This window comes from Winogradskyella litorisediminis (genome assembly GCF_042675765.1).
Lineage (GTDB): Bacteria > Bacteroidota > Bacteroidia > Flavobacteriales > Flavobacteriaceae > Winogradskyella > Winogradskyella litorisediminis.
Window position 1 is genome coordinate 433,985 of sequence record NZ_JBHTJL010000016.1, and the last position, 11,944, is coordinate 445,928.

The following is an 11,944-nucleotide window of genomic DNA, read 5'->3' on the forward strand; positions in this document are numbered from 1 at the left end:
CATCGGACTATGGGTCAACTCGTCTTTATTTGTTTAATTAATGATTAGACTTACATTATATTTGAGTCATATGAATGCAGTTATGAAGAATATTAAATTAAAAGAATTAGGAATCATCTTTGGTTTTTACTTATTCTTTTCCGTTTTATATCGTATTGTATTGTGGTACAATATGATGAAGTTTAGAGAAGATGGTATCTGGGGTTGGGCAGATCCTGAAGGGTATTGGTACATGTCTGGTATGCAATACTTTTTTTATTTTATAGCATCTATCGTGATTTGGTTCTTGGGAGTGAGGTTATTAAAAGATAGACCAAAACTTCTTCAAATAGCAGTTGTTGTAATCCTTATACCTATTACCGTATATTTTGTTAGAGAATGGCGTTATTTATTGCTGGACGCTATGGGTGAAACCCACTTAACTGGCACAGGTTCTGTTTGGGATTGGTATATCCCAACACTATTTATGATGATTCAATTTGGTTGTTTCTTTGCTTACCGTTATTTCAAGGAGAATCAGCAAAAATTAAAGGTTGAAGGCGAGTTGAAAACAGCTGCTTTAAAAAGCGAATTATCAGCATTAAAGGCACAGTTAAATCCACATTTTCTCTATAATATTTTTAATACCATAAGCGCATCAGTACCGCCAGAAAATGAAAAAACGAGATACCTGATTGCAGAGCTTTCAGATTTGTTTAGATACCAGTTAAAAGCTTCTCAAGTGGAAAAAGTGCCATTGCGGGAAGAGCTAGAGTTTGTAAATAAGTATTTGGCTTTGGAGAAAGAGCGATTCCAAGAACGTTTAAAAGTTAGTATTAATGTTGAAGAGAATTTACTAGATGAGATGGTTCCACCAATGCTGCTTCAGCCGTTGGTTGAAAATTCAGTAAAGCATGGTCTATCTTCTTTAATCGAAGGCGGAGAGATTTCTATTTCAATATTTAAGAAAGAGGATAAATTACACTTTGAAATTGCAGATACTGGTATTGGAATTGAAAATAAATTATCGGTTTTTGATAAAGGCATAGGGTTAACTAATACCAAATTGCGTTTAGAAAAAATGTATCAAACGACTTTAAATCTTAGCGATAATAGTCCAAAAGGCTTAAAAATTAGCTTTACTCTATGAAAAAGGTAGTTATAATTGATGACGAGTCTGCGGGACGTCAGTTGATAAAGCAATACCTAGAAGACTACCCAGAATTAATTCTTCTTGGTGAAGCCAATAATGGCGTTGATGCTGTAAAAATTATTAATGAGTTTAAACCTGATTTGGTGTTTTTAGATATTCAGATGCCAGGAATGACCGGGTTTGATGTGCTCACACATTTAGAAGAGTTGCCTCAAATTATTTTCTCAACCGCTTACGACCAATATGCGCTTAAAGCCTTTGAAGTCCATGCCGTAGATTACCTCTTAAAACCTTATACTAAAGAACGTTTTAAAATTGCTGTAGACAAACTGAAAGAAAATGTACAAGTCAATAATGCTAGACCATTAGCAGAAAGTTTATTGATGGATACACCAAAATATCCTGAACGTATTTTGGTCCAGAGCCAAAACAAATTGGTGACAATTGCAGTTGAAGATGTAATTAGAATTGAAGCTTACGGAGATTATTCGAAGTTAGTGACTGAAGTAAAAACTTATGTTAGTAATTATGGAATTTCTACTCTAGAAGAAAAGTTGAATGAATCTATTTTTATAAGAATACACCGTTCATCTATTATTAATCTCAATGCGGTAAAAGAGCTAAATAAGTACACAAAAAGTTACGATGTAACGATGAAAAATGGAGATGTAGTTAGGGTAAGTAGAGGTTATATGGAGAATATAAAAAAGCTTATGTTTTAGTTACCAGTTATCTCGACTTTTAATATTAGCATCGCAGAGTCTTATGATTTCTGCGATTCTTTTTTGTTTGGTGTCTTCGCGTTTAGCACTATTTAACCAAGACAGATAACTTTTTCTGTAGCCTTTGGAGAAGTTTTGGTAGTTTTCGAATGCTCTTGGATTTTTATCAAACGCTTGTTGAAGATTATTTGGTATAATGCCATTTTCAACATCATCCATCGCCGTCCAAGTTCCTGTTTTTTTGGCGAGGTTAATCATTTTGTAACCTGCCTCTTGGATTAATCCTGCGGCTTCTAATTCTTCGATATACTTTTTATTAAGTGCACTCCAAGAACTTTTAGGATTACGTTGTGTAAAATATTGGACACGTTTTCCGCCACCGAGGCTTTTTACTGTAGCATCAATCCATCCAAAGCAAAGCGCAACTTTTACAGCCTCTTCCCAACGCATGGTTGGTATTTTGGTTTCTAGTTTGTAAAATACCAGATAAACCGCTTTTTCCTTAGTATGATTAGCGAGGAGCCAATCGTACCATTCTACATCACGTTGAAAATAAAGCTCTGGAAACTTCATTCTATTTTACTTTACTCACATTAATGTAGAAGTCTCTATCGACTATAAAATCATCATTCTCAATAGCCATGGTTTTCCATTCAGAATTTGGAAATAGCCATTGCGGTTTTCCATTAATCTTTACTTCAATAGGCATATCAAAATCCTTTACAATATTGACATACCTATATTTTAGTTGATTGTCTTCAATTGTATATTCTAAAGTAGGAATGCGTGTATCTCTTAGATATTGATTAAAAAAGGCGGATAAATCTTTCTTTGTTTTGTTACTTATGTAGTTTTCAATTTGTGCAGTAGTTACGGTTTGATGATAAAACTCTTTATTTAAGCCTCGTAGAATTTCTCGCCATAGGGTGTCATCTTCTATCAGCTGTCTTAAGGTATGCAACATATTTGCGCCTTTGTAATACATGTCCCCAGAGCCTTCGTTGTTTAAATTATACTGACCAATTACAGGCCTGTCATTTCTAATATTAGCTCGCGTACCGATGACGTAATCTGCTGAAGCTTCTTTTCCATAATAATAATCTAAAAACAGATTTTCCGAATAGGCTGTGAATCCTTCGTGAATCCACATATCTGCCGCATCTTTGTAGGTGATGTTATTGGCAAACCACTCGTGACCTGCTTCGTGAATGATAATAAAATCGAATATTAATCCCCAACCTGTGCCAGACAAGTCTCTTCCCAAATAGCCTTTTTTGAACTGATTGCCATAGGTGACGGAACTCTGGTGTTCCATACCTAAATAAGGGACTTCAACAAGTTTAAAACTATCCTCATAAAACGGATAAGGACCAAACCAATGTTCGAAGGCTTTCATCATTTTTGGTGCGTCTTTAAAGTGCTCTTTTGCTTTTTCAAGATTATCCTTTAACACCCAATAATCCATATCTAATGCGCCTTTTTCACCCTGATAGGTTTCAGAAAAGTTAACGTAATCGCCAATATTAATATTTACACCGTAATTATTAATTGGGTTATTGACAAACCAGTGAGACTTTACTTTATTACCTAAATCTTCAAGTTTTCTTAGCCGGCCGTTTGAGACGTTTGTTAAGCCTTTAGGATTGGTCACGCTAATGAGCATACTATCGACTTCGTCATACATGTGGTCTTTGTTTGGCCACCAAACACTGGCGCCCAAACCTTGGTTAGATGTTGCAATAAAATGTTTACCGTTGCTGTCTTTTTTCCACGAAAATCCGCCATCCCAAGGAGCACGTTTAGCTTCGCGAGGATAGCCTTCGTAATAGATTGTTATGGATTTTATAGCACCTACAGGTTGTTCACTTTCAACTTTAATAAAATGAGCGTTTCCCTCAGTTCTAAACTCTAATTCATCACTATCTTGAACTACTTTCGTGATTTTCATTGGCGCTTGTAAATCGATTTGAAGCTCTGGTTTAGACTTTAAAACACGATAATTTATAGTGTTTTTTCCTGAAATGAATTTCTCTTCAGGCTTAACTTCAACATCGAGGTGATAATAGGTTAAATCCCACCAAGCACGTTCTGCTGTTATACTTCCGCGTAGAGAATCTTGGCGTGTAAAGTTTTGTTTGCCAGACATTAAGCCTTGCGATATTCCTAATAATGGAAGACTTAGTAATAGTGAAAATAAGATGTTTTTCATTATAATTTTTTAATGATTTGTCTGCGTTTTAATGATTTTCCAGAAATAGAATCTAGAATAATAGGAATGGAAACTAAACCATTTTCCGCTGGCTTATATACACCAAAGTGCAAATGCGGTATTGTTGTCCATCCTGTAAAACCTGATAATGCAATTGGTTGGTTGGCTTTAACAGAATCACCAATTTTCACCAAACTTCCATATTGTTTTAAGTGTACGTATTGTGAAAATGTGTTATCCTCATGGTAAAGCATAACATAATTCCCATAATTTTTGAAATCTTCGGTAACACCTTGCTTGTTATGTTTAGTAACGACATTAATCACTATACCATCTCTAGCAGCAACAATAGTATCCCCAACTTTCATATCAAAATCTATACATTTTGACGAAAAAGTGCCTTTATGAGAAAAGCTACCGTCGTAACCTTGAATTATTTTTGAAGTGTACCCTTTTTGGAAAGGAAAAGTATAAATAAAGTTGGTATCATATTCGGTAAATGGATATCTGCCATAATAACCTTTAAATTGGTATTTTTTTAGAACTGAATTTGAATCTGTTTCTTCAGTAGTATACTTAAACAAGGTATACTGTTCTTTAGGTTCTAATTGTTTGATTAAGGTGTCTTCAGTTTTATTTTCGATAATTTTGATATATAATGGCGAAGCCAAATCATTTTTTGAAATAACAAATAGTGAGTCGTTTTCAACCTTAAATTGAATAAAACTTGGAGCTGTTAGTTGTTTTGAACAGCCAAAGACAACTAATACTAAACTTAAAAATGGTAGAAAAAGACGCTTCATTTTATCTTATAATTTTACTCGGAAAAGCTACGATACTTTCGTGACCATCTTTACCAACGGCCGCAACTCCGAAAAAGAAATTATCTACGACTATACCATCCAAAGTATATTCACTAACATCTCCAACATAACGGCTATTGTCCCAAGTAGGCGATGTTGTGTCTCTCCAATAAATTTTATAACCTACAGCGCCATCAACTTTATCCCAGCTAAATTTTGCAGAAGGCTGAACAATACCACCAATACCTACATTTTTTGGAGAAGGTGGAGCGGAAGCAATGCTAGCTAAATTTATAGCGTTGACCGCCGTTAATTTTTTACAGTATGGAAAGTTGACATGCTCAAATGTATCACCGTAATCAATACCATCTTCTGTACGAATGTCTTGATGTTGTTGCGTATAATTTTCGTGTGCTTCCATAATGCGGATACCTGCAAAACCAACGTCGTTAAAAGGTCTGTGATGTCCGCCTCGGCCAAATCGGTCTAAACGGTAGACCATCATTGGGTTCATTTCTGGCATGTAGGTCTTAACGGTTTTATGCACATAGCGCGCCAATTGACGTGAAATACCATCAACCTCACCACCATAAAAACGTCTTGCACGACGTGCACGCTCACTTTCGTTTGCAGGTACTGGTTCTGAGAAAATTCTGAATGTGCGGTTGTCAATCACACCATCAACGCCTTTAATATTTCCAATCATGTCGTTATTTAAAATTCCGACAATATCCCAATTGTTGTCTTGGGCATATTTTGCTAATCCTTGACCACCAAATAAACCTTGTTCTTCTCCAGAAAGACCTACGTAGATAATACTGCTATCAAATTTGTATTTAGATAATACCCGAGCAGCTTCTATAGCGCCAGCCATACCTGAAGCGTTATCGTTGGCACCTGGTGAGTCTGAAGTGAAATCCGTTGGGTCTGATACACGAGAATCGATATCACCACTCATAATAATAAAACGATTTGGATATTTTGTGCCGCGTTGAATAGCTACGACATTAACTACCATAACGTCCTTGACAATACGTTGATTTCGGCCTTTTTCAACTAAATCTTGTTGATAAAACACCTCTAAGCAATCATCACAATCTTTAGAAATTTTATCAAACTCAGACTTAATCCAACGCCGTGCTGCGCCAATACCTCGTGTGTCCGATAAGGTGTCGCTTAAGGTGTGACGTGTGCCAAAATCCGCAAGGGTTTTTACATCGTTTTTTAAACGCTCTTCTGATACTGCATCGATGATATCGTAGATTTTTGGGTCGGTTTGTGCTTGATTTATTGTAAAGCCAAATAAGGCAAGTCCTAAAATAATTTTTTTCATGAGAGTTAGTGTTTTGAAGCCTAAAAATAAGGCTTTCGCTAAAGCTTTGTGTTTAAAGATTTGTTAATACGTTAATCTGTTTTTAGTCGTCTACAAGTAAAAGCGTGCCAAAAATACTAGCGTCAATCCAGCCACGGTTTTTATCTTCACCTTCAACTTTTACAGAGCCGATAAAGTTTTCGCGAGTAGCACTATTATCATTATCGCAATAGGCAAGGGCAAAACCTATATTTTTATTTGCGCTTAGTTTTACGGGAAAATTAGTCCCAGATTCGTTATAGGTGTTATCATATAAAGAAATTTTCACTTCCCAAACCGATTGATTTCTTGTAGTTATTCGTTTTGATGTTATGTGAGAGTTGAAAAGTATTCCCTTTTTTTCTGTTGACATATCTACGACATTACCATCTAAGGCTATATGATAAGCAAAGGCGTTATGATTAAATTGATGATTTCCACCGCTATTGTCTTCGTCAACAAAAATCTCTAAGCAGTCATCGTCCCACCACGCTTTCAATGGGTCTTTTTCTTTATCCAGAAGAATATCATCAGTAATTTCAGCCAAGAGGTATAAGGCATCTTCTGTCCAAGCTAGCTTATAGCGTCCTTGAAAATCATCTTCTGAATAGGCCTCTCCTAACCATAATTGATTCATCGGATACCACTTCGATTTTCCCCAAATAGCTTCATTAGCTTTTCCATCAATTATTGGTGCGACATCAGCTTTTTTAACTTCTATAAGTTGTTTGACAGGCTTTTTTACAGGTAATTGTTTTTTGTAGTTAAACTTTACGGTTTCAACTTTATTTTCCGCTTTAATATCAACGTAAATATTCATCTCTGTATCGGTAACTTTTTCAAATGACATGCCTTCAAAAACAACTTTGTTTTTGGTAATATATTTTAAAGGAAAATCAACAGTTTCGTCTTTGGTTTCCCAGCCTTTAAGGTCGTTATTAAAATGTTTTAATTGAAGAATAAGACTGTTTTCTATTTCTCTGATAATCTCTATTTCGTAGAATTGGACTTTTCCATCTACCGTTAATTTGAATGTCGCTATCATAGAACCATCAGAAGGTTCGCTCCAGATTTCTTCCGTTTTTCCACCAAAAGCTTCACCATGCCATGTGCCAGATATCCAGCTAATGTTTTCTAATTTTGGCTCTAGTTTTTGTTCTTGAGCGATTAGTGAGCAGGACATAAACAGTAGAAAAATTGAAAAGTGTTTCATACGAGTTTTGATTAATACGTATCTTCGTTAAGATTTTATAAAGTTAAAAAATGAAACGATTTTATCTGGTATTACTTGTAATTCTATTTTTTAGCTGTGTTGATGGCAAAGTTTCAAAAACTGCTGATACATCAACCATTAATCCGGAAACCTATTGGGGCGAAAGCCCTTGGCCAGAGATTAGAAAAAAGCGTATCAATTCACTACTTCCAAAAGCTCTTGAAAATGCAGAAGTAAATTGTTGGTTAGTCATTTGTAGGGAAAATAATAACGACCCTATTGCAGACCATATAGGCGGCGAAAATGCTGGAGGTACTGCTGTGTTCTTGTTTTATAATGACGAAAACGGATTTCATTCTAAAGTATTCTCACCATCTGGTGAAGCTACCGCTTTAGACGATTTAGACATTCACGATGAGGTTGTGAGTGTTGAGCGTGGTACATCTGCGGTGGCTATGGCGGTAGATTTTATAAAAGAGAGAGAATTTGAAACTATAGCTGTTAATTCTTCTAAGAGCAATGCTATGGCAGACGGACTATCGTATTCTCAACGACAGAATTTAGAAGAATTATTAGGTGATTATTCTAACCGTTTAGTGCCATCTACAGAAGTTGTTTACGAATGGCTATCTATAAAACTACCAGAAGAAGTTGAGATTCTTCGTAAAGCGGCACAGTTGACAGCTGAGTGGCAGATTGAAGCCTATAAACAAGTGATTCCAGGCAAATCTACAGATGCTGATATTGCTAAATTTTTAAAGCAAAAAATGACAGAATATGGTGTAAAAGATGGCTGGGCACCTGACCAAAACCCGAATGTAAATTCTGGTGCTGACCGAGGACATTCTCATGCAACGGACAAAGTAATTATGCCAGGAGACGTCATACAAATAGATTTTGGTATTAAAGTTTACGACCGTTGAGTGAGCGATATACAGCGTTTCGCTTATGTTTTAAGAGACGGTGAAACAGAAGCGCCAAAAGACATTCTGCATTATTGGGAAAGTGGAAAGGAAGGAAATCGTGCAGCCCTCGCCGCTATGAAACCTGGTGTAAAAGGTGTGGACGTTGATAGAGCACAACGTGTACTTATGAAAGAAGCTAGCTCGGATTATGTGATGTGGAGCACAGGACATCCTGTGGGTTATGTGGCGCATGATGTTGGGCCAAATCTTGGAGGTTCGCAAGCGTCACATGTGCGACCAGCTTCAGAAAAAATCATAAAAGAAGGGATGACTTTCGCCTTTTATGGTTTCCATGCATGGAAACTTGAAGATGGTGGTACAAAAACCATATCGGTAGAGGAAATGGCGGTAGTTAAAAAGGATGGCGCTGAGTATCTAATTGCACCGCAAGAGAATTTAATACTAATTAGCAGTAAATAACTACCTTATAAACGTCACTTTACTTATCAATCCATTTTCGACTTCGTAAATCGCAACGGCTTTAAACGTATTTCCATTAGCGGTGACTAATTCGTGGTCTATAACTTTGTTTCCTGTGACGATGCGTTTTAATATTTTACAGTTAAGGTCTGTTGTATTATCAAAAAAGCCTTTGTATGAGGTTTTCATTGCCTCTTGACCTTCTGTACGTAACTCGTTAGGGAAATTATAAAGTTTTATATCGTTAGAATATGTTGCCATAAAAGCATCTATATCTCTTGCATTATAAGCGTCTAACTGCTGTTGCACAATCTCTTCTGGTGAGATTTCTGAAACTAAGGCCAGCATGGTTCCTATTTCATTTGTTGCAATACGGGTTATTTTCTGAAGATTATCGTCGTCAAAATTTGCTAAAAGTCTAAACTGTTTGTCCTTTTTTGGGTTGAATAAATAGACGCTATTATTTATAGGAATAACGATGCTTCCATCAATAAGCCAGCAAATATCTTCTGTTTTATTTGGGAGTTCTATAATGTCTCTAGTTTCACTTGTAATTGGGTTGAGTGATTTTAGGGTCCATTTATCGTCGCGTTTTTCTACAAAACTTACCAGTTTACTATTTGGTATTTTATGAAAGGAACGCCCAACATTAATGGCATCTCTTCGGCTTTTACCAGTATTGACGTCTATAACATAAAGATTAAGTCCGATTTCTTCTATAACGGCGGCAACAATTGTACTCTCGTCGTACCAAGTGTAGTAGGCTACTACTAAATCTTTAACCAATTCTGTAGATTCTCCTGTTCTAAAATCGTAACGATACAAACGTTGTTTACCATCGTTATCTAGTCTTACGGCTGATATATCTTTTGAATTTGGAATTTTTAGAGGTGAGTATTCACCACCATTTGGTGTAGAATTAGCAAAAGAAACCATTTGTTTGTTTAAATGGTAGAATGCTATATCTGTCTGACCATTTTTTGTTGAAACAAAACTGACTAAATTGTCGTTATAAAAACTTGGTTGGTTGTCATAGCCTTTGTTGTTCGATATGTTTCGTTGATTAGTTAAAGCTAATTCTCCGTTTGAATTCGTAATATCAAAGAGATAGACTTCGGTGTTTTGTGCTAAAGTAGTGGTTGCAAATGCAAATAAGAGAAGGTAGACTATAGATTTCATAGACTTTTAGTTTTTTTGAAATCTAAATATACACAAATAAAAAAGTCGAATTGCTATTACCACAATCCGACTTTTTCCATCTAATTAAACTTAAACCTTTTATGAGATTTAATCACTCTATTTTAAAAGCAGTACTTGTTTTCTGCTTTTACTTTTTCTGCTATAGTGTTACGTAAAGCAACAACGTTAGGGTAGTTAGCGTATTTAGTAAAACGCTTAAGACCCATTAGCATCATTTTTTGTTCATCGCCTTCAGCAAAAGATACAACACCTTCAATACCGTTTTTCTTAATAATCTCAACAGCTTTAAATAAGTATAATCTTGCCATGGCTATTTGTACTTCTTGAGAGTCTTCTCCAAAACGCTTAGCATTTTTCTCAGCTCTCAATATTGCTGACTCTGCCATATATATCTCAATTAAGATATTGGAAGCATTCATTAATAGCTGTTGATGCTGCTCTAGGTCTGGACCATATTTTTGAACTGCAGAACCTGCTACCATTAAGAAGACCTTTTTAAGCTTTGCAATCATTTCCTTTTCTTCAGAAAATAATTCTGAATAGTTTGGAACATCAAATGATGGAATTCCCATAAGCTCGTCTGCTACTTTCATTGCAGGACCTAATAAATCTACATGACCTTTCATGGCTTTTTTAACTAGCATACCAACAGAAAGCATTCTATTAATTTCGTTAGTACCTTCGTAGATACGTGCAATACGGGCATCTCTCCAAGCCGCTTCCATTGGTGTTTCTTCAGAGAAGCCCATGCCTCCAAAAATTTGGATTCCTTCATCTGCACAATTTTGTACATCTTCTGATACGGCAACTTTTAAGATTGAACATTCAATAGCATACTCTTCAACACCTTTAAGCTCTGCTTCTTGATGTGTATTACCGGCAGCAACACGCATTGCAATACGGTCTTCGATATTTTTTGCAGCTCGGTACGATGCAGATTCACCAGCATATGCACTTGTTGCCATTTCTGCAATCTTTGCTTTGATAGCTCCAAAATCGGCAATTGGTGTTTTAAATTGCTTACGCTCGTTTGCGTATTGTACACCTGTAGTAATGATACGTCTTTGCGAATCTAAACACGCTGCTGCTAATTTAATTCGACCAACGTTTAAGGCATTCATAGCAATTTTGAAACCTTCGCCACGGCCAGCTAACATATTTTCTACAGGCACCAAGCAATCGTTAAAGAAGACTTGACGTGTAGAACTTGCACGAATACCGAGTTTATGCTCTTCTTCGCCAAGAGTAATACCGTTTGATGGGTCATTCTCAACGATGAATCCTGTAATGTTTTTATCATCTTCTAAACGCGCAAAAACAATGAATAACTGGCAGAAACCTGCGTTAGAAATCCACATTTTTTGACCGTTGATTTTGTAGTGCTTGCCATCTGCAGTTAATTCTGCAGTTGTCTTACCGGAGTTAGCATCAGAACCTGCACCTGGCTCAGTTAAACAGTAAGCACCAAACCATTCGCCTGTAGCTAATTTTGGAACATATTTTTGCTTTTGCTCTTCCGTACCATATAATGTAATTGGCATGGTACCAATACCTGTATGCGCTCCGAAAGCTGTACTAAAAGAACCCGTCCCTGAAGAAATATAGTCACAAACAAGCATCGTAGACACAAAGCCCATTCCTAATCCGCCATATTCTTCTGGTACTGCAACGCCTAAGAATCCTAATTCTCCGGCTTTTTTCATGCATTCTTCTGTAAAGGCATAGTCTTTCTTTTCAAAACGTTCTCTGTGCGCAATGATTTCACGGTCGTTAAATTCCATAACCGCTTCTTTCATCATTGTCTGTTCTTCGTTGAAATCTTCTGGAGTGAAGATATCTTCGCATTTGGTTTCCTTAACGAGGAATTGTCCGCCGCGAAGGATTTCTTTTTCTTGAGTCGCTTCCATAACTTTTATATTTTGTTGTCTT

The 11,944-nt window shown here is 36.3% G+C and carries 9 protein-coding genes and 1 pseudogene; 3 read left to right on the top strand and 7 right to left on the bottom strand.

Translation table 11 applies throughout. The annotated features are described in order from the left end of the window. Positions 1-82: 82 nt before the first annotated feature. Together ACFQ1Q_RS13135 and ACFQ1Q_RS13140 are read left to right on the top strand one after the other, a co-directional pair. Positions 83-1,129, top strand: a complete 1,047-nt coding sequence (locus ACFQ1Q_RS13135) for a sensor histidine kinase (RefSeq protein ID WP_386132366.1) — start codon at positions 83-85, stop codon at positions 1,127-1,129. Then, positions 1,126-1,854 carry a LytR/AlgR family response regulator transcription factor gene (locus tag ACFQ1Q_RS13140; RefSeq protein ID WP_386132369.1) on the top strand — a complete coding sequence of 243 codons (729 nt, stop codon included), beginning with the start codon at positions 1,126-1,128 and terminating at the stop codon, positions 1,852-1,854. The genes ACFQ1Q_RS13135 and ACFQ1Q_RS13140 overlap by 4 nt, the downstream gene beginning before the upstream one ends. Here ACFQ1Q_RS13140 and ACFQ1Q_RS13145 read toward each other — a convergent pair whose 3' ends face one another. The 5 genes from ACFQ1Q_RS13145 to ACFQ1Q_RS13165 form a co-directional block, all read right to left on the bottom strand. After that, the gene (locus ACFQ1Q_RS13145) at positions 1,855-2,427 is read right to left on the bottom strand and encodes a YdeI/OmpD-associated family protein (RefSeq protein WP_386132372.1); all 573 of its coding nucleotides are present in this window, start codon (positions 2,425-2,427) and stop codon (positions 1,855-1,857) included. It abuts the gene before it with no gap. A 1-nt stretch (position 2,428) separates the two neighbouring features. Further along, complete coding sequence (locus tag ACFQ1Q_RS13150) at positions 2,429-4,063, bottom strand: M1 family metallopeptidase (protein ID WP_386132374.1); 1,635 nt, start codon at positions 4,061-4,063, stop codon at positions 2,429-2,431. After that, entirely contained in the window at positions 4,063-4,866 is an 804-nt protein-coding gene (locus ACFQ1Q_RS13155; protein WP_386132376.1) for a M23 family metallopeptidase, read from the bottom strand. The genes ACFQ1Q_RS13150 and ACFQ1Q_RS13155 overlap by 1 nt, the downstream gene beginning before the upstream one ends. A gap of 1 nt (position 4,867) precedes the next feature. Further along, positions 4,868-6,199, bottom strand: a complete 1,332-nt coding sequence (locus ACFQ1Q_RS13160) for a M28 family peptidase (protein ID WP_386132378.1) — start codon at positions 6,197-6,199, stop codon at positions 4,868-4,870. A gap of 82 nt (positions 6,200-6,281) precedes the next feature. Then, positions 6,282-7,430 carry a DUF6265 family protein gene (locus ACFQ1Q_RS13165; RefSeq protein ID WP_386132381.1) on the bottom strand — a complete coding sequence of 383 codons (1,149 nt, stop codon included), beginning with the start codon at positions 7,428-7,430 and terminating at the stop codon, positions 6,282-6,284. Between the two features lie 455 nt (positions 7,431-7,885). On the opposite strand from ACFQ1Q_RS13165, the pseudogene ACFQ1Q_RS13170 reads away from it, so the two are divergent. After that, positions 7,886-8,815: pseudogene (locus ACFQ1Q_RS13170) on the top strand (M24 family metallopeptidase). Here the strand turns inward: ACFQ1Q_RS13170 and ACFQ1Q_RS13175 are convergent. Together ACFQ1Q_RS13175 and ACFQ1Q_RS13180 are read right to left on the bottom strand one after the other, a co-directional pair. Continuing rightward, a complete protein-coding gene (locus ACFQ1Q_RS13175) occupies positions 8,816-9,994 on the bottom strand; it encodes a nuclear transport factor 2 family protein (RefSeq protein WP_386132383.1) in 1,179 nt (392 codons plus the stop codon). It abuts the pseudogene before it with no gap. Positions 9,995-10,116: 122 nt separating this feature from the next. Beyond that, the gene (locus tag ACFQ1Q_RS13180; protein WP_386132385.1) at positions 10,117-11,922 is read right to left on the bottom strand and encodes an acyl-CoA dehydrogenase family protein; all 1,806 of its coding nucleotides are present in this window, start codon (positions 11,920-11,922) and stop codon (positions 10,117-10,119) included. Positions 11,923-11,944: the final 22 nt, after the last annotated feature.

Coding starts and splice junctions, on each gene's coding strand:
- ACFQ1Q_RS13150 (WP_386132374.1), bottom strand. CDS start 4,063: ATGAAAAACATCTTATTTTCACTATTACTAAGTCTTCCATTATTAGGA.
- ACFQ1Q_RS13175 (WP_386132383.1), bottom strand. CDS start 9,994: ATGAAATCTATAGTCTACCTTCTCTTATTTGCATTTGCAACCACTACT.
- ACFQ1Q_RS13160 (WP_386132378.1), bottom strand. CDS start 6,199: ATGAAAAAAATTATTTTAGGACTTGCCTTATTTGGCTTTACAATAAAT.
- ACFQ1Q_RS13155 (WP_386132376.1), bottom strand. CDS start 4,866: ATGAAGCGTCTTTTTCTACCATTTTTAAGTTTAGTATTAGTTGTCTTT.
- ACFQ1Q_RS13145 (WP_386132372.1), bottom strand. CDS start 2,427: ATGAAGTTTCCAGAGCTTTATTTTCAACGTGATGTAGAATGGTACGAT.
- ACFQ1Q_RS13165 (WP_386132381.1), bottom strand. CDS start 7,430: ATGAAACACTTTTCAATTTTTCTACTGTTTATGTCCTGCTCACTAATC.
- ACFQ1Q_RS13135 (WP_386132366.1), top strand. CDS start 83: ATGAAGAATATTAAATTAAAAGAATTAGGAATCATCTTTGGTTTTTAC.
- ACFQ1Q_RS13180 (WP_386132385.1), bottom strand. CDS start 11,922: ATGGAAGCGACTCAAGAAAAAGAAATCCTTCGCGGCGGACAATTCCTC.
- ACFQ1Q_RS13140 (WP_386132369.1), top strand. CDS start 1,126: ATGAAAAAGGTAGTTATAATTGATGACGAGTCTGCGGGACGTCAGTTG.